Here is a 21,079-nt window from a genome sequence, read left to right on the forward strand (position 1 = left end):
TTCTAAAAATCTATATATAAAGGAATAAAGGTGGAAATATGTATTTTTTACAAAATTTAAAAGTGAAACATAAATTATTCTTACTTATCTCATTAGCAGTTTTGGGCATGACAATTATGAGCTGTGTAGCAATTAATTCTATTAATAAGATTAAGCGTGATACAGAGATTGTAGTAGATGATTATCAAAATTCTGCAGTTATATTAGAAGGTATGCTTCGTACACAAAATTCACTAGAATATAACTTACTAGAATTAATTACAACGTCACAGAATGAGGGGACAAATAAAGAAGGGATTATTAGTAATGTTGAAAAGGATCTTAAAAAATATGATTCTTTATTAAAAGAATATGATGATGGCGTTAATTTAAGTAAGCAAGAGGATGAGCTGTTTCAGAAGATGAAGAAATCTTTGCCAAGTTATATGGAGACATATAAGAAGTTGTTTGACAAAGCGAAGGGAACAAATGAATCTCAAATGGTAAACGAATTTCAAAAGGACTTAAAACCGAAGGGAGTAGAGTTAGCTGGTTATGCTGTAGATTTAGAAACTTATGTTTCAAACTTAGCTGACCAAGTATTTAAAGATTCTCAAAAAATGATAGATCGCTCTGTTATTACCTTTATCATTCTTGCAGTAGTTACTACAATCATTATATGTATAGTAAGTTATATTATTAGCAAACTTATAGTTGCTCCTTTACAAACGGTTAGTCGTATGATGGAAAGAGCAAAAGAGGGAGATTTAACTGTACATGGTGATTATAATGCTAAAGATGAATTAGGTGTATTAGTAAGTGATTTTAACGAGATGATTGCAGGGCTAAGAACAAATATGCAAGAAGTAGAGAATAATATTCAGCTTTTATTCCAACATGCAGACGGAGTAGTATCTGCATCAGAAGTATCTAGCGGTGCAGCAAAGAAAATCACTATGGATATTGAAGAAGTTGCCAATGGCGCAGAGAGCCAAATGCAAGCAATGGAACAAACTGCGGGTGCGATGGAAGAGTTGACACAAGGAATGCAGAGTATAGTGAATACATCATCCTCTGTAAATGAATTGTCTGCTCAATCAGCACTAGATGCAGAGAGTGGTAACAAATTAATGAAACAAATGATTCAACAGATGGATACAATCCAAAATTCAGTACATAGCGGTGTGAAACAAGTAGAGACTATGAAAGAACAATCAGAAGAAATTGTTAAAATCATTGATGTTATGCAAGGTATTACCTCTCAGATTAACTTATTAGCATTAAACGCCGCAATTGAGGCTGCACGTGCTGGAGAAAGTGGTAGAGGATTTGCAATTGTGGCAGATGAAGTACGAAAATTAGCAGAACAATCTAGTGACTCTGCTAAACAAATTGAGAAGCTTATTACTCAAGTTATGGGAACAACGAATCATACGGTACATATGATGGGGAAAGTAGATAATGAGGTACAGGCAGGTACACAAGTAGTAATGCATACAGAAAAAGTATTTGGAACTATTACAGAAAAAGTGCAGCAAGTATCTGAGCAAATTCAAACGGTATCTATGTCTACAGATGAAATTGCAGCGAGTAGTGAGGAGATTTCTGCTTCTACAGAAGATATGGCGCAAATTTCTCAAAGATCATCTGATCGAACTGATAGGGTAAAAGAGTCTATTCAACAGCAAGAAAAATCTGTTCAAGAGATTTCGACTTCAATTGAACATCTGCACAACGTAGCAGGAGGACTAAAACAGATAGTTTCCCAATTTACTCTTCAAAAATAGTAGAGTATATGTAAGTCTTCATAAATATATAGACCTCTCAATACATATAAAAAATCATCCTGTGGAATACAAAAGGATGATTTTTTATTATGAAAATTTTGTGTGGATGTCAATCGTTATATTCTAGTTTTTTACAATTTTTTGATTGTAATATATAATAATAAGTAATGTTTTTAGAATTTTTAGTTTTATAAGAGAGTGATTGTAGGAGGAGAGAAAGGGTGTACAATAAAAAATCAATGCCGGCTATAAAAATGATCCTTTCGATGTCTATTTTCGGATCAATTGGATTTTTTTCTGTCCAAACAGGTTTACCGTCTTTTGAATTAGTATTTGTTCGTTGTATTTGTGCAACTATATTTTTAGCGTTATGTTGGTTAGTGACAGGACAATATAAAAATGAAAAGTGGAATAAAAAAGAGATTGTGCAAATATTAGCGTGCGGCGTATTTCTCGTTTTTAACTGGGTATTTCTATTTAAAGCGTTTGAAGTTATGTCAATTACAATTGCAATTTCTGTCTATCATCTCGCTCCAATTATCGTATTAATGATTGGGAGTATCGTATTTAAAGAGAGGCTAACAGCGTTTGCCGTTATGTCCATTGTCATTTGTTTCCTCGGCACGGTTTTAGTAGCTGGAGTAGATGGAAGTGTGTCGCTCGAGAAACTCATGTCATCTGGAATGGTATGGGCACTACTTGCAGCGTTATTTTATGCTTTTACGACTTTATTAGGAAAAGGAATCAAGCATACGAGTGCATATGCGATGACATTTGTACAAACGTTTTTAGGTATATTTTTATTGTTACCATTTGTGGATTTCGGACAGTTTCAAGGTTTAACAGAGACGAACTGGATGATGATAACGGCAACAGGACTTATACATACTGGGTTTGTATATTACTTGTTTTTTGACAGTTTAAGAGATTTATCGACGAGACTTATTTCTGTATTAGTGTTTTTAGATCCTGCTGTAGCAATTTTGTTAGATACGGTCTTTACCGGATTTAGACCGACTAGTATGCAAGTTGTAGGGATTGTCCTTATTTTTGTAGGAATGGCACTCACTTTTCGTAAAGGAAGAGAAAAGGAGCTATCGGTGAAGGGAAGTGCTACCTCTGAAATGTAAAGTTGTATTTGATATAATTTCATTTTTAATTTTGGAAGATGTTACGAAAAGGCCGTTGTTGTATAACAGTGGCCTTTTTTGTATGGAATAGAGCACGAAAGAACGGCGTTTTCAAAAAAAATGAAATGAATTTTCAAAAAAAACTTCCTTTTCTGAAGATTTGTTATATAATATAAAACATAAAATCAAATCTGTTATAAAACAGTTTAAGAAGGGGATGCTAATATGTCGACGCGAACTTCACGGGTTACATTGCCCGGAGAAATGTTACCAGCGTACAACGAAATATTGACACCTGAGGTGCTTAGTTTTTTAAAGGAACTACATGAAAATTTCAATGAGCGCCGCACAGAACTATTACAAAAACGTGTAGAGAAACAAAAAAGAATTGATGCAGGGGAGTTTCCGAAGTTTTTAGAAGAAACAAAGCACATACGTGAAGCGGATTGGACAATCGCCAATCTTCCGAAAGATTTAGAGGATCGCCGCGTAGAGATTACTGGACCGGTAGATAGAAAGATGGTCATTAACGCTTTAAATTCAGGAGCTCATCTTTTTATGGCGGATTTTGAAGATTCGAATTCACCAACTTGGGAAAATGCGATTGAAGGCCAAATTAACTTACGAGATGCAGTAAAGGGAACGATCTCACACAAAAATGATAAAGGAAAAGAATATAGATTAAATGATAAAACAGCTGTACTCATTGTGCGTCCAAGAGGATGGCATTTAGAGGAAAAGCATATGCAAGTTGATGGGAAAAATATGTCCGGCAGCTTAGTGGATTTTGGTCTGTATTTTTTCCATAATGCGAAGGCGCTTTTAGAAAAAGGAAGTGGCCCGTACTTTTACTTACCGAAAATGGAAAGTTATTTAGAAGCGAGATTATGGAACGATGTATTCGTATTTGCTCAAAAATACATCGGTATTCCAAACGGAACAATTAAAGCGACTGTGCTATTGGAGACGATTCACGCTTCGTTTGAAATGGATGAAATTTTGTATGAGCTAAAAGATCATTCTGCTGGCTTAAACTGCGGAAGATGGGATTACATTTTCAGCTTCTTAAAGGGTTTCCGTAATCATAATGAATTTTTACTGCCAGATAGAGCGCAAGTCACGATGACGGCGCCGTTTATGCGCGCGTATTCTTTAAAAGTAATTCAAACATGTCATCGCCGTAATGCACCAGCAATCGGAGGAATGGCAGCACAAATTCCGATTAAAAATAATCCAGAAGCGAATGAAGCGGCTTTCGAAAAGGTGCGTGCTGATAAGGAGCGTGAAGCTTTAGACGGTCATGATGGGACTTGGGTTGCCCACCCGGGACTTGTACCGGTTGCGATGGAAGTATTTAATCACATTATGAAAACGCCGAATCAAATTTTTAGGAAACGTGAAGAAATACGTGTTACAGAAAAAGATTTATTAGAAGTACCAGTGGGAACGATTACAGAAGAAGGTCTTCGCACGAATATTAGTGTAGGTATTCAATATATTGCATCTTGGTTAAGTGGACGGGGAGCAGCGCCAATTTATAACTTAATGGAAGATGCAGCAACTGCGGAAATCTCCAGAGCACAAATATGGCAATGGATTCGTCATGAAGGCGGAAAGCTAAATGATGGCCGCAATATTACGCTCGAATTAATGGAAGAATGGAAAGAAGAAGAATTAGTAAAGATAGAAAGAGAGATTGGTAAAGAAGCCTTTAAGAAAGGGAGATTCCAAGAGGCGACAACATTGTTTACAAACCTCATTCGGAATGATGAGTTCGTACCGTTTTTAACATTACCGGGTTATGAAATTTTATAAAGTGAAAAGGGGATGGAATAAATGAAAAACGAAAGAATCGATAAATTACAAGAGAACTGGGAATTAGATACGAGATGGAAAGGAATAACACGTCCGTATTCAGCTGAAGATGTAATTCGTTTGCGTGGTTCGATTGATATTGAACATACAATAGCACGCCGCGGGGCTGAGAAGCTTTGGACATCGCTTCATACGGAAGATTATATTAACGCACTTGGTGCATTAACAGGAAACCAAGCGATGCAACAAGTGAAAGCGGGATTAAAAGCAATTTACTTAAGTGGTTGGCAAGTAGCGGCTGATGCAAACCTTTCTGGACATATGTATCCAGACCAAAGCTTATATCCAGCGAACAGCGTACCAGCTGTAGTAAAACGAATTAATCAAACACTTCAACGTGCGGATCAAATTCAGCATATGGAAGGAAGCGATGATACAGATTATTTCGTACCGATTGTAGCAGATGCAGAGGCTGGATTTGGCGGACAATTAAACGTATTCGAGCTTATGAAAGGTATGATTGAAGCGGGTGCATCAGGTGTACACTTTGAAGATCAATTATCTTCAGAGAAAAAATGCGGACATTTAGGTGGAAAAGTATTACTGCCGACACAAACAGCGGTACGTAATTTAATTTCCGCACGCCTTGCTGCGGACGTAATGGGAGTACCGACAATTATCGTTGCAAGAACAGATGCAGATGCAGCCGATTTAATTACGAGTGATATCGATCCGGTTGATAAAGCGTTTATTACAGGAGAAAGAACACCAGAAGGATTTTATCGTACGAAAGCAGGACTGGATCAAGCAATTGCACGTGGTTTAGCGTATGCACCGTATGCAGACCTCGTTTGGTGTGAAACGTCTGAACCAAATTTAGAAGATGCAAAACGATTTGCAGACGCAATCCATAAAAAATATCCAGGGAAATTACTCGCTTATAACTGTTCACCGTCATTTAACTGGAAACAAAAATTAGATGAAAAAACGATTGCGAGCTTCCAAAAAGAAATCGCATCTTACGGTTACAAGTTCCAGTTCGTAACACTTGCTGGATTCCACTCATTAAACTACGGCATGTTTGAATTAGCGCGTGGCTATAAAGAGCGTGGCATGGCAGCATATTCTGAATTACAACAAGCGGAATTCGCAGCAGAGAAACACGGTTACTCTGCAACTCGTCATCAACGCGAAGTAGGAACAGGTTATTTTGATGAAGTAGCACAAGTCATTACAGGCGGTACTTCATCAACGACAGCGTTAAAAGGTTCTACAGAAGAAGCTCAGTTTACGAAATAAAAGGAAGGTGATCACAATTAAGTGATCACCTTTTTTATTACTCTTTATATAAACTGATAACATCTTCTCCCGTTAAATATATTACGGTTACTTTTTTATTATCCTTCTCATAAACTTTCATTCCACCCTCTGCAAAAGTCTTATCCCATCCCTTTAATTTTATATGTATTTGATACCATATAGATAAACCTGATTCAAAACAATCGCCTTTATATACATACTCACCTATCTCCTCAGTAGTATGAATTAATTTAGCTTCATAAGGTATAGGGAATCCTTTAATTTCAGAATCAATAGTCTTATTAAAAACTAGAAGGTATGTTAACGTAATAATAGTAGCCAATAACAAAAATAAAATCTTTTTCATGTATGTAAATCCCCCATGGCAAACGGCCTTGTAATTTTATCCCGCTATTTGCGGCAGTAAGACTCCCGCCTCAAAAGTTGGCTGGAGCAAAGAAGTTACGTGGGAGATGCACAAAACCCCACTGATTAAAGTTTCCCTTTAACTAGTTGTATTATAATATAATATTTTTATAATGTGATTTTAATTATTATAAAATTTTTGTGAAACGAAAAAATGGGCTGAATTCTCTTACATAACTATAGAAAGCTAAAATTTCGTTAGGGGGTATCTCGAGATTTTAGCTTGATAGTTCCGGTAGGAAAAGAAACGATATGAACGATTATTCGGATATATGTAACATAACTTAAAATATATTTACTAACAAAAATAGAAATAATATTAGATCCATTCTTTCCCATGCTTACGAATAAACGTCATATCTTTTTCATAATGATCTAGATGTCCTTCATCAATCATTCTTTGGAAATTTCCGTCTCCTTCTTGTGCTTTTCTTTTCACATATGTACATAACCCTTCTAAACGTAGTAACACCATTTCGAAGTAATTTTCGTCCATATCTTTATCGTAGGACTGAGCAAACAACTTTACTCTTTCTTTAATACGACCTGCATGTTGCGATGAGTCGTAATGAATTGCCTCACCTGATTCCGTATAATACACTCGACTTAAAGGTACACAAGTATAAAGCGTATAAGCGATATCCCACATTCTTGGACCAGGAGCAGCGACGTCAAAATCAATAATACCGACTGGCTTTTCATTATTGAAAATAATGTTATATATAGCAAAATCATTGTGGCATAAAACCTCAATGTTATGTGGGGTATGATCCATCGGTTTCCAATCAGCTAATAACGGAAAGTCACTTACAGCATCATGGTACAGACGGAGCATCTTTGCGATTTCTTTCAGCACATCATTAGACCACATGAATTCTTTTAAAGGATAATTGCCTGCGTCGCCTTCTATAAATGATAAAATCTCTCTATCTTTTTCATCTATGCCCAAAAACTTTGGGGCATAATGAAATCCTTTGTTTTCTAGATGACGTAATAGCTTATGAATTTTTGTACTGTCTGGCTTTAATTCCCGCCGAACAGTATTTTCAGAACGATATACGTTTGAGACGTTTCCCCCTGTTAGCTTTTCTTCTTGTTCGTAGTTTGACATGTGAAAATTCCCCCTATAATTAAAAAATCCAATTCCAAATAGTGAATATACCGACAATAGCAGAGAAAAGAAGGAAAGCAAGGAATACTAGACACCCAAGAGAGAGTAACTTATCTTCCCATGTTTCTTTATATTCATATACTAATTCCTCTGCTACTTTTTTTTGTACTGGAGATAAAGGCTGCTCTTTATACAATTTCTTTATCTTGCTAGAATCGCCTTTGAATTTTAAAGCACGCGCAATATGATAAGGATCATTTCCCATTGATTTTTCAAATAATAAACATGATTCATGCATAATATCTGTTTTATGCTCCTCTAGATACCAATAACGTCCAGCCATTTCTGGATATTGTAATTTATAATAAATGTCTCCGATTTGTTTTCGAAGATGTAATTCATTTGGGTATGTAAAGATGAGACCGTGTAATCTTTCTCTTGCCTTTCCGAGATTATTATTTTCAATATCCTCTTCAATTCTCTTTAATGTTTTTTTAGGAATTTTGGTTGTCATGAATTCCTCCTTATATAGAATAGAGATAATTTTATTTTATAAGAAATACTAAAAATTAGAAATTCTATTTTCAAAAAAGATTGTACATTTTATTTTAAGTATGCTATGATGATGTCAGTTGAATAGTTAAATTAAGCAATCCATATATTATCAAGTGCCGAAAACGAACGAGAAAAAGTATGTGAGAACTAGTTTATGTTTCGTGTTTGATAATGTGTGGATTCTTTTTTTATACAGGAAGACTAAAATAATTTGTATTTTCTTAGGAGGAAATAATCATGGCAGTAACAGGACAAGTAAAATGGTTTAACAACGAAAAAGGCTTCGGTTTCATCGAAGTTCCAGGCGAAAACGATGTATTCGTACATTTCTCTGCAATCGAAACTGAAGGTTTCAAATCTTTAGAAGAAGGTCAAAAAGTTAGCTTCGAAATCGAAGAAGGCAACCGTGGACCTCAAGCTAAAAACGTAATCAAACTATAATTTTATAGTTGATGATGGAAAAAAGGATGGCTCATGCCATCCTTTTTTTGTTGTTGAGATATATGTAAATGAAGTTGTACTCGACGTTTATAGAGGTAATGAAGAAGAGTAAAAGGCTTTCCAAAAAGGAAGGCCTTTTACTCTTCTTTTCCTGCTTTTTTCTTCTCGCGTTTTTTACATTCAGGACATTTCGATTTACGAAATGGTTTAGCGAAGAATAGCAGAATGAAAAATAAACCGAATATAATACTAGCTGAGTTTTTCACGATAATGACGCTACTATTTTTCATTTGAATCGATGGTTGGATCTCTTTTTCTTCCATAAGGGCCCTCCATATATTGGATTTATATTTTAATTATAGCAAAGTTAATTGTTGTAATGATGTAAAAAGAGGAAGGGATAATAAATATTTATAGGTAGTATAAATGCTGTTTTTATGGTTATAAAACTATTTAATTTATATATCGTGATTTTATTGTTTGACAAATGTTTGATAAATGATAAAAAATTGTAAAAAAGCGGAACCTGTTACCTATTTCCTTTTCATAGGTGCTAAAATTATATATGCAGCTGCTAATATAAATAGAAAATGAAAAAAGGAGATAATAGGATATGGAAAGTAAAGTAGAACGCTATGTCGAAAATTATGTTGTAACTAAAAATACAATGGCCTTACTTCCTGTTATTCTAAGTGAAAAGAAAATTGTTACGCGAGTTGTTGAAATGGAAGATTCTTTTTTCGTATTTCAAAAGCCTCTAGATATTATAGAGAGAAGTTGTCGTAAGCATGGATCTAGTTTTTTGGGCAGAAAAGAAGGAACGAAAGAGTTAACGCACATTACACATAAAGCACCGATTGCAATCAGTCCGACAGATCAACTTTATTTTTTCCCTACTTATTCTTATTCTAGAAAAGAGTGCGCGTGGCTGTCGCATTTTTATATCGAAAGTAATCGAGAATTAAAAGATGGAAATCTTATGATTCGATTTATAAATGGCCTTGCTGTGAAATTAGAAATATCAAAAAGTAGTTTTGAAAATCAACAAAATCGTACAGCGAAACTGCGTACAGAATATGAAGATCGAAAGAAGAAACAAGGAAATCCTTGTTTTAAAGAAATTGATAAAAGAGATGAATCAACATTAAGACCAGCTTATGAGAAAGTGTATTTTGTTAGGGAAGAAGATGTGTGAGAGGAAAAGGATGAGGAGACTCATCCTTTTTTTATTTCATTATATATACAGTTTACGCTGTAAGATTCATAAATAAACCGAGTGAGATGTACAAATATATTGTTCTTTAATGGAACAATATAATGGTAATTTCCTTATATATATTTAATGTAGTGTGGATATATATCATTTTATATTTGTGGCATACATGATACTTCTTTCTATATAGGTAGAAATACCCTTACGTGCAGTAAGGGTATTTTTTTGAAAAAGACGAATTATTCCTTTCTGTAGTTTCTGCTTTTTCATCAAACGTAACCGTTAAGTTACAATTTGTGTATAGTGTCTAAATTATCTTCATATCCTGTCGAATATTGAAAGATTATCATAGCTAAATAATGAAGGAATTCTAATGAAGGACATGGAAACTTAATAATTACATCTCCATATGTCGTATCTACCATTTCCTCTTTCAGAAAAGCAATGATACAGTAGAGGTAGTAATTAGAGTAAAGGGGTAAAGTGTAGAATGGATTTTCAGTCAATCAAAGAGTATTTTTCACCAGAAAATATGGATCATATTGTTGAAAGTTATAAGGCGTTCGGACCGCTTCTTGGCATCGGTTTGCCGATGATAGAGGCGCTTATTCCAGCATTACCACTTATTGTGTTTGTACTAGCGAATGCTGTTGCATTTGGATTTTGGCTGGGTTTCCTTTATTCATGGCTTGGATCAGTAATCGGTGCTATGCTTGTTTTTTTCATTATCCGCCATTTTGGACGAAGCCGTTTCTTTTCTTTTGTAAATAAGCATGAGAAAGTGCGCAAGGCAATGGGGTGGATTGAAAGGAAAGGATTCGCGCCAGTGTTTGTTATATTTTGTTTTCCGTTTACACCGTCTGCGCTTATAAACGTTGTAGCTGGTTTATCTCGCATTAGCGTAAAACAGTTCGGACTTGCGCTCGCATTCGGGAAGCTTGTGATGATTTTTATTTTAACGTACATCGGTCATGATTTAATGTCGTTTATTCATAAGCCGGTGAAATCAGTTATTGTAGCGATTGTTATTTTTATTTTATGGTATGTCGGTAAAAGAATTGAAGTAAAGTTAGAACTACATTAAGAATAGTCTTCTTTGTCCCACTATTTGAGGGCAGTGAAACTCCCTCCAAAAAATTCGGCTGAAGCAGAGAAGTTAGGTGGGGATCAAATTGCCCGATCGGTGCGGGATGAACAAAATCCCCACCGATTAAGTTTCACTTTATAAATGCAAGCTTCATTATTAAAGGGTAAGGGGAGAAGCGGATGAAGAAAACTTTGAAAAAAGAAGGCCTAGAGTGGATACGAACAATTTTAATTGGTGTACTATTAGCTGTATTTTTTCGAACGTTTTTCTTTTCAACGTACGTTGTAGAGGGGAAGTCAATGATGCCGACATTGCAGGATGGCAATATGCTCGTTGTAAATAAGGTGAGTTATCAAGTGGGGGACTTGAACAGGTTCGATGTCGTCGTTTTTCATGCGAATAAAAAAGAAGACTATGTAAAGCGAATTATCGGTTTACCTGGAGACCATATTGAATATAAGCATGATAAGTTGTATATAAACGGTCAATTTATTGATGAGCCTTATTTAGAGAAGTACAAGAAAGAGATAAATGGAAGGCAACTAACAGGTGATTTTACATTAGAAGAGTTAACAAAAGAAAAGGTGGTGCCAGCTGGTCATATTTTTGTAATAGGCGATAACCGCCTTGGGAGCTGGGATAGTAGACACTTTGGCTTTGTGAAGGCTGATACAGTTGTCGGTAAAGTCGATTTAAGATATTGGCCAATTCAAGAGGTGCAAACGAATTTTTCAAAAGGTTGATATAATGAAGTAGAAGTATAGAAAAGACAAACAACTCCGTTTGTCTTTTTTCGTGTACTATAATACAATTATAGTGGCAAACTAACGTTCGTTGTGTAAGTGAAAGGTGGGGTTACATGTCACTTCGATTGGTGATTGGTAGAGCGGGAAGTGGAAAGAGTACACTTTGTTTACGAGAAGTGCAAGAAGAGTTAAAACAGCGCCCGAGAGGCAAAACAATATTATATCTTGTGCCAGAACAGATGACATTCCAGACGCAGCAGGCGTTAATTGAAAGTGAGGATGTAAGAGGTTCTATTCGGGCACAAGTTTTTAGTTTTTCACGATTAGCTTGGAAGGTGTTGCAAGAAGTTGGCGGAGCGAGTCGTCTTCATATTGATGAAGCGGGTGTGCATATGTTACTTCGTAAAATTGTAGAATCTCGTAAAGATGGATTATCGGTGTTCCAAAAAGCAGCGGAGCAAAACGGTTTCTTTGAGCATCTTGGCAGTATGATTGCGGAGTTTAAACGTTACAATGTGACGCCATCTAACGTATATGAAATGTGGCAACAATTAGATGCGCATAGTAGCAGTGCTGAGCAAAAGTTATTAGCGAATAAAGTATATGATTTACAGCTATTATATGATGATTTTGAACGTGCTTTAATCGGGAAATATTTAGATTCAGAAGACTATTTACAATTGCTAGTGGAAAAGCTTCCGCAGTCTGAGTATGTAAATGGTGCTGAAATTTATATAGATGGGTTTCATTCATTTTCTCCGCAAGAACTTGAAATTGTAAGACAGCTCATGATTTGTGGAGCGAGAGTCACAATTACGTTAACGATAGATGAAAAAACATTAGCGCAGCCAGTGAATGAACTGGATTTATTTTATGAAACGACGTTAACATATGAAAAAATAAAACAAGTAGCGCGTGAAGAGAAAATAGAAATTGAAAAAACAATTCCACTTATGGAACAACCGCGTTTTCATTCTCCGGCATTAGCTCATTTAGAAACGCATTATGAAGCGCGTCCGAATGAAAAGTATTATGATGAAGCAAGTGTAACAATTAGTACAGCGGCGAATTTACGAGCTGAAGTAGAAGGGGTCGCTCGTGAAATTCGTAGACTTGTCGCGGATGAAACGTATCGTTATCGAGATATTGCAGTACTTCTTCGTAACGGGGAAAGTTATTACGATGTGATGCGAACGTTATTTACAGATTATAATATTCCACACTTCATCGATGAAAAACGCCCGATGTCACATCATCCATTAGTAGAGTGTATTCGTTCTGCCTTAGAAATTATTAGCGGAAATTGGCGTTATGACGCGGTGTTTCGCTGCGTGAAAACAGAGCTTTTATATCCATTAGACGTAAGGAAAGAAATGATGCGTGAAGAGATGGATGAGTTCGAAAACTACTGTTTAGCGTACGGTGTACAAGGGAAGAGATGGACTTCTGAGGATCCGTGGATGTATCGCCGTTACCGTTCACTTGACGATACAAACGGAATGATAACAGATATTGAACGTGAAATGGAAGAGAAAATAAACAGGCTGCGTGATGTTGTAAGAACGCCAGTTATTCGCATGCAAAAAAGGTTAAAGCGTGCGGGAACAGTGATGCAAATGTGCGAAGCGGTTTACTTATTTTTAGAAGAACTTGACGTTCCAAAGAAGTTAGAAGAATTACGTATACGTGCAGAAGAGAGCGGAGATTTCTTATTTGCAACAGACCATGAACAAGTATGGGAAGAAGTAATGAGCCTTCTTGATACGTTTGTAGAAATGCTTGGTGAGGAGAAAATGTCACTATCTATGTTCACGGACGTTATGTCGACAGGACTTGAGGCACTTCAATTCGCTAACATTCCGCCATCATTAGATCAAGTATTAGTTGCCAATATTGATCACTCCAGGTTATCAGATGTGAAAGCTACGTTTATTATCGGCGTAAATGAAGGAGTTATTCCAGCAGCACCGATGGATGAAGGGATGCTTTCTGATGAGGAAAGAGAAGTTCTTGGTGCGGCAGGAATTGAACTCGCGCCAACGACGAGACAAACTTTATTAGAAGAGCAGTTCGTTATGTATCAGATGGTAACGAGAGCGTCTGAGAAATTATATATTTCATGCCCACTTGCAGATGAAGAAGGAAAGACATTACTTGCATCTAGCTTTATTAAGAAAATAAAAAGAATGTTCCCTAATGTGAAAGACTCGTTTATTACGAATGACGTAAACGACTTATCGCGTTCGGAACAAATTTCATACGTAGCAACGCCAGAAGTGACGTTATCTTATGTCATGCAGCAACTACAAACGTGGAAGCGATACGGATTTGAAGGGAATCTAGATTTTTGGTGGGACGTCTATAACTTCTACGTCACTTCGGATGAATGGAAACAAAAAAGTAGTCGCGTGTTATCGAGTTTATTCTATCGAAATCGTGCGCAGAAACTAAGTACGGTAGTAAGTAGAGATTTATACGGAGATAAAATAAAAGGAAGCGTTTCTCGTATGGAACTCTTCAACCGTTGTGCGTACGCTCATTTCGCGCAGCACGGTTTATCGTTAAGAGAGCGTGATATTTTTAAACTAGATGCACCAGATATCGGTGAACTATTCCATGCAGCACTGAAGAGAATTGCAGACAGGCTATTACGCGAAAACCGCACTTGGGCGGATTTATCAATAAAAGAGTGTGAGCATCTTTCTGTTTTAGTAATAGAAGAAATCGCACCGTTATTACAAAGACAAATTTTATTAAGCTCAAATCGTCATTTCTATTTAAAACAAAAACTACAACAAATCATTTTCCGTACGTCAATCATTCTTCGTGAACACGCGAAGTCGAGCGGTTTCGTACCAGTTGATTTAGAGGTGCCATTCGGTATGGGCGGTACGGGATCGCTTCCGCCGATGGAATTCTCATTACCAAATGGTGTGAAGATGGAAGTTATCGGCCGTATTGACCGTGTGGATAAGGCTGAAGATGAAAACGGAACATTCCTTCGTATTATTGATTATAAATCAAGTTCAAAAGCGTTAGACTTAACGGAAGTGTATTACGGATTGGCACTTCAAATGTTAACGTATTTAGATGTCGTTACTACAAATGCACAAACGTGGATGAAAAAAGGCCACGCAGCATCACCTGCTGGTGTACTGTACTTTCATATTCATAACCCGATTGTTGAAATGAAAGGTGACGCATCTGAAGCTGAAATTGAAAAAGAAATTTTAAAGAAATTTAAAATGAAAGGCCTCGTACTAGGAGATGCTGACGTTGTTCGTTTAATGGATAACAAACTTTCAACAGGAAGTTCAGATATTATTTCTGCTGGTCTGAAAAAAGACGGTAGTTTTAGTGCGCGTTCTAGCATTGCAAGTGAGCAAGAGTTTAACGTACTGCAAAAATATGTACACCATACGTTTGAAAATATCGGAAAAGACATTACAGAAGGTGTTATTGATATTGCTCCTTACAAAAAGGGGAATAAAGCGGCATGTACGTTCTGTAACTTCAAATCTGTCTGTCAGTTTGATGAATCACTTGAAGATAATCAATTCCGTACGTTAAAAGATATGAAAGATAGTGAAGCGATGGAGAAAATTAGAGAGGAGGTTGACGGAGAATGATAGAGAATTGGCCTAAAAAACCAGAAGGTAGTCAATGGACAGATGACCAGTGGAAAGCCGTTGTAGCGAATGGACGTGACATTTTAGTCGCAGCAGCAGCTGGATCGGGAAAAACAGCAGTATTAGTTGAACGTATGATTAAAAAGATTATTAATGAGGAAAATCCAGTCGATGTCGATCGCCTGCTCGTTGTAACATTTACGAATGCAGCGGCGCAAGAGATGAAAAATCGAATTGGAGAAGCGTTAGAAAAAGTACTAATTGATGAGCCAGGATCTCAACATGTAAGAAAACAGCTGAGCCTATTAAATAAAGCATCTATTTCAACGATCCATTCATTTTGTTTACAAGTAATTAGAGGGTATTACTACATGCTGGATGTTGATCCTCGTTTTCGTATTGCAAATCAAACAGAAAATGAGTTGTTAAAAGAAGAAGTGCTAGATGACATATTAGAAGAAGAGTATGGAATCGAAGATAATAGTATTTTCTTTGAATTAGTTGATCGCTATACGAGTGACCGTAGTGATGATGACTTACAAAGAATGATTTTAGCGCTTCATACAGAATCAAGAGCGCATCCAAATCCGGAAAAATGGCTCGATAAATTAGTAGAAGCATACGACGTGGAAGGAAAGACAATTGAAGATTTAGTGTATGCTTCTTACCTATTAGAAGATGTGAGATTCCAGCTTGAAACAGCGGAACAACATATTCGTAAAGCAACCGAACTCGCAATGCTTCCTGACGGCCCGGCGCCTCGCGTTGAAACCCTGCAAGCGGATGCAGCTTTACTTGGAATGTTATCATCAGCAGCTCGTGAATCGTGGACAAGCGTGTATGAAGCGATGCAAAACGTATCGTGGCAAACGTTAAAGCGTATTAAGAAAAGTGATTACAACGAGGATGTTGTAAAACAAGTAGACTCTCTTCGTAATAAAGCGAAAGATGAAGTGAAGAAATTACAAGAAGAGTTATTTAGCCGCAAACCTGAAAGTTTCTTACGAGATTTTCAAGATATGCATCCTGTATTAGAAAAACTCGTGAAGCTCGTAAAAGTCTTTACAGAGCGTTTCCAAGCGATGAAGCGAGATAAAGGAATGGTTGATTTCACAGATTTAGAGCATTTCTGTTTGCAAATTTTAAGTGAACAAAGTGAAAATGATGAAGTGAAGCCATCAGCAGTAGCGCTTCAATATCGTAATAAATTTGCAGAAGTACTAGTCGATGAATATCAAGATACGAACTTCGTACAGGAATCCATTATTAAATTCGTAACGAAAGATTCTGAGAGTGAAGGGAACTTGTTCATGGTTGGTGACGTAAAACAGTCAATCTACCGTTTCCGACTAGCAGAACCAGGCTTATTCTTAGGAAAGTATAAACGCTTCACGCAAGAAGGATCGGGCGGCGGAATGAAGATTGATTTAGCGAAAAACTTCCGTAGTCGTCATGAAGTACTAGCAGGTACGAACTTTATTTTCAAACAAATTATGGGCGAAGAAGTTGGGGAAATCGATTACGATGCTGACGCTGAATTAAAGCTAGGTGCTAGCTATCCAATAGGTGAAGATGTAGCAGCTGAATTATTATGCATTCAGCAAACGGAAGAAGAAGTACTAGAGGGTGAAGAAGGTACGGAAGTCGAAAAGGCGCAACTGGAAGCTCGTCTTATGGCGCAGCGCATTAAAGCGATGGTCGATTCAGGTTATGAAGTGTATGACCGAAAAACGGATAGTATGCGACCAGTGCAATATCGTGATTTCGTTATTTTACTTCGCTCTATGCCGTGGGCACCGCAAATTATGGAAGAGTTAAAACTACAAGGAATTCCAGTATATGCAGACCTTGCGACTGGTTACTTTGAAGCGACAGAAGTAAATATTATGATGAACGTATTCCGCGTTATTGATAATCCGATGCAAGATATTCCACTTGCAGCAGTACTTCGTTCACCGATCGTTGGATTAAATGATGAAGAACTTGCGACGCTTCGTGCTCACGGAAAGAAAGGGTCATTTTATGAAGTAATGAGCTCATTCTTAAAAGGTGCACCGCTTGAAGAAGAACAAGAACTTCATGAAAAACTAGAATGGTTTTATAACTTACTACAAGGATGGCGTGAATTCGCGCGCCAACAATCACTTTCTGATTTAATTTGGAAAGTGTACGGTGAGACAGGGTATTATGACTTTGTCGGCGGTTTACCAGCTGGAAAGCAAAGGCAGGCAAACTTGCGTGTATTATATGACCGCGCAAGGCAATATGAAGCAACATCATTTAGAGGATTATTCCGCTTCTTACGTTTTATTGAACGTATTTTAGAACGCGGTGACGATATGGGGACGGCGAGAGCTCTTGGTGAACAAGAAGATGTTGTTCGCATTATGACGATTCATAAAAGTAAGGGACTTGAGTTCCCGGTCGTATTTGTAGCTGGACTCGGTCGTCGTTTTAATACACAAGATTTAATGAAACGTTTCTTACTGCATAAAGACTTCGGTTTCGGTTCACAGTTCATTGATCCGCGTAAACGAATTAAATATACGACATTATCGCAACTTGCAATTAAACGTAAAATGAAAATGGAATTAATTGCGGAAGAAATGCGCGTATTATACGTAGCTTTAACGCGTGCAAAAGAGAAGTTAATTTTAATCGGAACAGTTAAGGATGCAAATAAGGAAATGGAAAAATGGCTCGATGCGAGGGAACATAGTGAATGGTTATTACCGGATCACATACGTGCTGGAGCGTCTTGCTATTTAGACTGGATTGCACCTTCATTATATAGACATCGTGATAGTGAAATACTTCTTGAATTAGGACAAGGAAGTATTCCAGATGAAATTTACGGGTATGACACTAGCTGGAAAGTAGAAGTTGTGGACGGTAACACGCTACTTGCACCAGAGCCAGTTCAAGAAGAGAAACAAGAGTTGTTAGAAGCACTTCGTGAGAAAAAGGCTGTGCCATTACAAAGTGAACGAAAAGAAGAAGTGTACGATAGGTTAATGTGGAAGTACGGGTATGAGGAAGCAACCTCTCATCGTGCGAAGCAATCCGTTACAGAAATAAAGAGAAATTATCAGTCTGAAGAAGGCAGCGATAACGCCTTTATTAAAAAACTACGTGCACCAATTAAAACACGTCCGCGCTTTATGGAGAAAAAAGGATTAACGTACGCAGAGCGTGGGACGGCAGTCCATACCGTTATGCAACATGTAGATTTGAAGAAGCCGATTACGGTTGAAGTTCTTCAAGAACAAATTGCTGGAATGGTAAATAAGGAATTGTTAACATTCGAGCAGGCGGAAGAAATAGCGATTGAAAAAATAATTTCATTCTTTGACAGTGACCTAGGTAAAAGGGTATTAGCGGCGAAAAGTGTTGAGCGTGAAGTTCCATTTACGATGATGCTATCAGCAGAAGAAGCATATCAAGATTGGCAAGGGAATAGCGGGGAATCGATTCTTGTCCAAGGGGTTATCGACTGCATGATTGAAGAAGAAGATGGTATTACGCTAATCGATTTCAAAACAGATACGATTGAAGGTAAATTCCCAGGCGGATTTGAACAAGCAAAACCAATTTTAGAAGATCGCTATAAAGTGCAGCTTTCGTTATATGCAAAAGCACTCGAGAAAAGCTTACAACATCCTGTGAAAGAGAAATGTTTATACTTCTTTGATGGGAATTATGTTGTGAATATTGAGGAATAGAGGGGCTTGAAAATGGCGACGGAAAAAACGTTAAGAACGTGTGAAAAAGGACATGAATACTATAAAAGTAGCGATTGTCCAACTTGCCCAACCTGTGAGAAAGAGAGAAAGCCAAAAGAAGGTTTTCTCTCTCTTCTTTCAGCACCAGCAAGAAGGGGATTAGAGCACCATGGTATTCACACTGTAGAAGAGCTCTCAAAATATAGTGAAAAAGAAATTTTAAAACTGCATGGTATGGGCCCCGCATCTTTACCAAAGCTTAGAAAGGCTTTGGAGGAGGGCGGATTATCATTTAAATAAATGGTGATGTGATGAATAATTTTCAAAGAAAAGATCCGTTACTATTTCATATAAAAAAGAGGTGTCACCTATAGGAGACACCTCTTTTTTACGCTGTTCCAATCTGATCTTGATCTGCCACATCAGAATCAAACGTATTTGTTGCACTAACACCGTTAAACGTATTCACGACAAACCCAACATTGGAAGCTCCAGATCCGTTATAGGCTTTCGTGTTTTCTTTCGGAGACACGTTATAAAAATCTCCTAAATTGAAAGAACCGTTACTGTTTTGAACGACGAGATTTCCAACAACAGAAGGCATACCATCCACCTACTTTACTAAGCTTTTTAATTACTATATGAATTATTGAGCGGAAGGTTCATCCGTAATATATTGGCGGATTTGCATAATACGAGAGTTATTAAAAACATAATCAACATTTCCAATTTGAAAGCAACCAGAATTTAAAAGTGTTCGCAATTCAACGTTATTTACTTCAATAAAAGGGCATTCATTTATAATATTTAATTTGACATCTGTCGTTCGCTTTGGGATTGTAATGTGTTCATCTGTAAAGATTTCAAATGCATCTAAGCGCCCTTCACCTTTTATATAACAAGGGATTTCCCTGTGGACGGCAAGAGCTCTACTTTTTAATTCCATTTGATTTGCATCTCCAACTTGAAATACAGCAGCAATCCCTAAAGAAATAATAGAAACATTTTGGACAATAGACACATGATGTAACATAATTTCTCAGTCTCCTTAACCTGGAGTAGGAGGGACATCTGTTACTAATGGTACAAATGGACCCTCTGTAACAGTTTCAAACGGTGTATCAAGAATAGAAGATAAAATGAGGAAATTTGCATCCCCAATTAAAAAGAGAGCGGACGAAGATACACCGTTCATTTTAATCTGTCCGACTTTTAACTCGCGATTTACAACGTTAAGATTCATACATACTTACTCCTTTCGGAAATTTCCCGGTATGTGCTGAATAAAGGATAGAAAGGCTTTGTCGATATCTTGTTTCATTGCTTGAATAATGAGGTCTCGTAAATAATCTGGATCTGTTGAAATACCTTCATATGATTGAGCTTGTGATAAATAATAAGGAAGTCTATGCTCCATCTGTTTTTTTATGTCATCAACCATCATTTGTCGATACATTTCATCAAGCGGTGTTCTCTCTTCTTGTTCAAAATGGAGAATTCGATTATATGCTTCTTCATCTAAGTAGCGATGCATTTCTTGAAGGATACCTTGATAAAAGTCAGGGTTGGTGTCAGTTTCAGGATTGACCTTCAATGTTTCTGTATCAACTTGAAAATCTTCAATTTGTTGTCCTTTTGTTGAAAATGGATTTAAACCAATATTTAAAGTACCATTTAAATTTTCTACTTTTAATTGATCGAATTTGTATTCCACTTTTCCTATAGAAGAGGAGGGGCGACTTTTTAATTCATTAAGCTCTTCTTGTAATTGGCGGACTTGATCTTCTAGGCTAAGGATGGTTGCTTGTTGTATTTGGAGAGCTTGCTGAAGTTGGTGTAAGTAAGTATATATATCTTGATTCATTTTGTGAAACCTCCTTTTCAATAGGGAGGGTAAATATATTCCTGCTATATATTTATGACAAGGATGCCTTAAGAAGAACTGTTTGATGGTTTGATAGAAATAATTTGTCCTTTCGCCTGTAATGGGCGAAGAGGTTCTGTAAATCCACCCGTATTTGAAAATTTAGATAGAGCTTTAATACTTCCGGCCGTACCAATTTGGAATACAGAAGAAGTCGTAATGCTATCGATTCTAATACTGTTAATGATAATACTTTGGTTCACGTAAAAATTCAA

General features: G+C 36.8%; 20 protein-coding genes. 11 read left to right on the forward strand and 9 right to left on the reverse strand.

What is annotated here, in order from left to right; all coding sequences use genetic code 11:
- Positions 1-38: 38 nt before the first annotated feature.
- From F0362_RS05715 to aceA, 4 genes are all read left to right on the forward strand, one after another.
- Complete coding sequence (locus F0362_RS05715) at positions 39-1,766, forward strand: methyl-accepting chemotaxis protein (RefSeq protein WP_016090920.1); 1,728 nt, start codon at positions 39-41, stop codon at positions 1,764-1,766.
- 221 nt (positions 1,767-1,987) lie between these two features.
- Positions 1,988-2,896 carry a DMT family transporter gene (locus tag F0362_RS05720; protein WP_000282398.1) on the forward strand — a complete coding sequence of 303 codons (909 nt, stop codon included), beginning with the start codon at positions 1,988-1,990 and terminating at the stop codon, positions 2,894-2,896.
- Between the two features lie 225 nt (positions 2,897-3,121).
- Positions 3,122-4,711, forward strand: a complete 1,590-nt coding sequence (gene aceB / locus F0362_RS05725) for a malate synthase A (protein ID WP_000107647.1) — start codon at positions 3,122-3,124, stop codon at positions 4,709-4,711.
- A gap of 21 nt (positions 4,712-4,732) precedes the next feature.
- A complete protein-coding gene (aceA, locus tag F0362_RS05730) occupies positions 4,733-6,010 on the forward strand; it encodes an isocitrate lyase (RefSeq protein ID WP_000787333.1) in 1,278 nt (425 codons plus the stop codon).
- A gap of 37 nt (positions 6,011-6,047) precedes the next feature.
- Here aceA and F0362_RS05735 read toward each other — a convergent pair whose 3' ends face one another.
- The 3 genes from F0362_RS05735 to F0362_RS05745 form a co-directional block, all read right to left on the reverse strand.
- Positions 6,048-6,377 carry a hypothetical protein gene (locus F0362_RS05735; RefSeq protein ID WP_000721808.1) on the reverse strand — a complete coding sequence of 110 codons (330 nt, stop codon included), beginning with the start codon at positions 6,375-6,377 and terminating at the stop codon, positions 6,048-6,050.
- A gap of 378 nt (positions 6,378-6,755) precedes the next feature.
- The gene (locus tag F0362_RS05740) at positions 6,756-7,547 is read right to left on the reverse strand and encodes a phosphotransferase (protein WP_000073821.1); all 792 of its coding nucleotides are present in this window, start codon (positions 7,545-7,547) and stop codon (positions 6,756-6,758) included.
- Positions 7,548-7,566: 19 nt separating this feature from the next.
- A complete protein-coding gene (locus F0362_RS05745; protein ID WP_000208488.1) occupies positions 7,567-8,061 on the reverse strand; it encodes a DUF6584 family protein in 495 nt (164 codons plus the stop codon).
- 278 nt (positions 8,062-8,339) lie between these two features.
- Between F0362_RS05745 and cspA the strand changes: the two genes are divergently transcribed.
- Positions 8,340-8,543, forward strand: a complete 204-nt coding sequence (cspA, locus tag F0362_RS05750; RefSeq protein ID WP_000301522.1) for an RNA chaperone/antiterminator CspA — start codon at positions 8,340-8,342, stop codon at positions 8,541-8,543.
- Between the two features lie 137 nt (positions 8,544-8,680).
- On the opposite strand, the gene F0362_RS05755 is transcribed toward cspA, so the two are convergent.
- Entirely contained in the window at positions 8,681-8,866 is a 186-nt protein-coding gene (locus tag F0362_RS05755) for a hypothetical protein (RefSeq protein WP_000391370.1), read from the reverse strand.
- 290 nt (positions 8,867-9,156) lie between these two features.
- Between F0362_RS05755 and F0362_RS05760 the strand changes: the two genes are divergently transcribed.
- From F0362_RS05760 to F0362_RS05790, 6 genes are all read left to right on the forward strand, one after another.
- On the forward strand, positions 9,157-9,738 hold the full coding sequence (locus F0362_RS05760; RefSeq protein ID WP_000444438.1) for a competence protein ComK: 582 nt from the start codon (positions 9,157-9,159) through the stop codon (positions 9,736-9,738).
- Positions 9,739-10,246: 508 nt separating this feature from the next.
- Positions 10,247-10,840 (forward strand): TVP38/TMEM64 family protein, encoded by a 594-nt coding sequence (locus F0362_RS05770; RefSeq protein WP_000347508.1) that lies wholly within the window; start codon positions 10,247-10,249, stop codon positions 10,838-10,840.
- Between the two features lie 182 nt (positions 10,841-11,022).
- On the forward strand, positions 11,023-11,586 hold the full coding sequence (gene lepB / locus F0362_RS05775; protein WP_000751914.1) for a signal peptidase I: 564 nt from the start codon (positions 11,023-11,025) through the stop codon (positions 11,584-11,586).
- Positions 11,587-11,702: 116 nt separating this feature from the next.
- Positions 11,703-15,218, forward strand: coding sequence for a helicase-exonuclease AddAB subunit AddB (gene addB, locus F0362_RS05780; RefSeq protein ID WP_061529373.1), 3,516 nt, complete (start codon positions 11,703-11,705; stop codon positions 15,216-15,218).
- Positions 15,215-18,940, forward strand: a complete 3,726-nt coding sequence (addA, locus tag F0362_RS05785) for a helicase-exonuclease AddAB subunit AddA (protein WP_000572318.1) — start codon at positions 15,215-15,217, stop codon at positions 18,938-18,940. Before addB ends, addA begins: the two co-directional genes overlap by 4 nt.
- A 12-nt stretch (positions 18,941-18,952) precedes the next feature.
- Positions 18,953-19,240 (forward strand): RNA polymerase alpha subunit C-terminal domain-containing protein, encoded by a 288-nt coding sequence (locus F0362_RS05790; protein ID WP_000179959.1) that lies wholly within the window; start codon positions 18,953-18,955, stop codon positions 19,238-19,240.
- An 88-nt stretch (positions 19,241-19,328) separates the two neighbouring features.
- On the opposite strand, the gene gerPF is transcribed toward F0362_RS05790, so the two are convergent.
- The 5 genes from gerPF to gerPB all read right to left on the reverse strand — a co-directional run bounded on the left by gerPF (position 19,329) and on the right by gerPB (position 21,079).
- Positions 19,329-19,544: a spore germination protein GerPF gene (gerPF, locus tag F0362_RS05795; protein ID WP_001141566.1), complete on the reverse strand. Its 216-nt coding sequence runs from the start codon at positions 19,542-19,544 to the stop codon at positions 19,329-19,331.
- Between the two features lie 42 nt (positions 19,545-19,586).
- Entirely contained in the window at positions 19,587-19,973 is a 387-nt protein-coding gene (locus tag F0362_RS05800) for a spore germination protein GerPE (protein ID WP_000902321.1), read from the reverse strand.
- A gap of 15 nt (positions 19,974-19,988) precedes the next feature.
- Positions 19,989-20,183, reverse strand: a complete 195-nt coding sequence (gene gerPD, locus F0362_RS05805) for a spore germination protein GerPD (protein WP_001052804.1) — start codon at positions 20,181-20,183, stop codon at positions 19,989-19,991.
- 6 nt (positions 20,184-20,189) lie between these two features.
- Positions 20,190-20,804: a spore germination protein GerPC gene (gerPC, locus tag F0362_RS05810; protein ID WP_001070753.1), complete on the reverse strand. Its 615-nt coding sequence runs from the start codon at positions 20,802-20,804 to the stop codon at positions 20,190-20,192.
- 68 nt (positions 20,805-20,872) lie between these two features.
- Positions 20,873-21,079 (reverse strand): spore germination protein GerPB, encoded by a 207-nt coding sequence (gene gerPB / locus F0362_RS05815; RefSeq protein WP_001012514.1) that lies wholly within the window; start codon positions 21,077-21,079, stop codon positions 20,873-20,875.

Origin of the sequence: Bacillus sp. BS98 (assembly GCF_008432245.1) — a bacterium.
Lineage (GTDB): Bacteria > Bacillota > Bacilli > Bacillales > Bacillaceae_G > Bacillus_A > Bacillus_A toyonensis.

Coding starts and splice junctions, on each gene's coding strand:
- F0362_RS05715 (WP_016090920.1), top strand. CDS start 39: ATGTATTTTTTACAAAATTTAAAAGTGAAACATAAATTATTCTTACTT.
- aceB (WP_000107647.1), top strand. CDS start 3,122: ATGTCGACGCGAACTTCACGGGTTACATTGCCCGGAGAAATGTTACCA.
- aceA (WP_000787333.1), top strand. CDS start 4,733: ATGAAAAACGAAAGAATCGATAAATTACAAGAGAACTGGGAATTAGAT.
- F0362_RS05735 (WP_000721808.1), bottom strand. CDS start 6,377: ATGAAAAAGATTTTATTTTTGTTATTGGCTACTATTATTACGTTAACA.
- F0362_RS05740 (WP_000073821.1), bottom strand. CDS start 7,547: ATGTCAAACTACGAACAAGAAGAAAAGCTAACAGGGGGAAACGTCTCA.
- F0362_RS05745 (WP_000208488.1), bottom strand. CDS start 8,061: ATGACAACCAAAATTCCTAAAAAAACATTAAAGAGAATTGAAGAGGAT.
- cspA (WP_000301522.1), top strand. CDS start 8,340: ATGGCAGTAACAGGACAAGTAAAATGGTTTAACAACGAAAAAGGCTTC.
- F0362_RS05755 (WP_000391370.1), bottom strand. CDS start 8,866: ATGGAAGAAAAAGAGATCCAACCATCGATTCAAATGAAAAATAGTAGC.
- F0362_RS05760 (WP_000444438.1), top strand. CDS start 9,157: ATGGAAAGTAAAGTAGAACGCTATGTCGAAAATTATGTTGTAACTAAA.
- F0362_RS05770 (WP_000347508.1), top strand. CDS start 10,247: ATGGATTTTCAGTCAATCAAAGAGTATTTTTCACCAGAAAATATGGAT.
- lepB (WP_000751914.1), top strand. CDS start 11,023: ATGAAGAAAACTTTGAAAAAAGAAGGCCTAGAGTGGATACGAACAATT.
- addB (WP_061529373.1), top strand. CDS start 11,703: ATGTCACTTCGATTGGTGATTGGTAGAGCGGGAAGTGGAAAGAGTACA.
- addA (WP_000572318.1), top strand. CDS start 15,215: ATGATAGAGAATTGGCCTAAAAAACCAGAAGGTAGTCAATGGACAGAT.
- F0362_RS05790 (WP_000179959.1), top strand. CDS start 18,953: ATGGCGACGGAAAAAACGTTAAGAACGTGTGAAAAAGGACATGAATAC.
- gerPF (WP_001141566.1), bottom strand. CDS start 19,544: ATGCCTTCTGTTGTTGGAAATCTCGTCGTTCAAAACAGTAACGGTTCT.
- F0362_RS05800 (WP_000902321.1), bottom strand. CDS start 19,973: ATGTTACATCATGTGTCTATTGTCCAAAATGTTTCTATTATTTCTTTA.
- gerPD (WP_001052804.1), bottom strand. CDS start 20,183: ATGAATCTTAACGTTGTAAATCGCGAGTTAAAAGTCGGACAGATTAAA.
- gerPC (WP_001070753.1), bottom strand. CDS start 20,804: ATGAATCAAGATATATATACTTACTTACACCAACTTCAGCAAGCTCTC.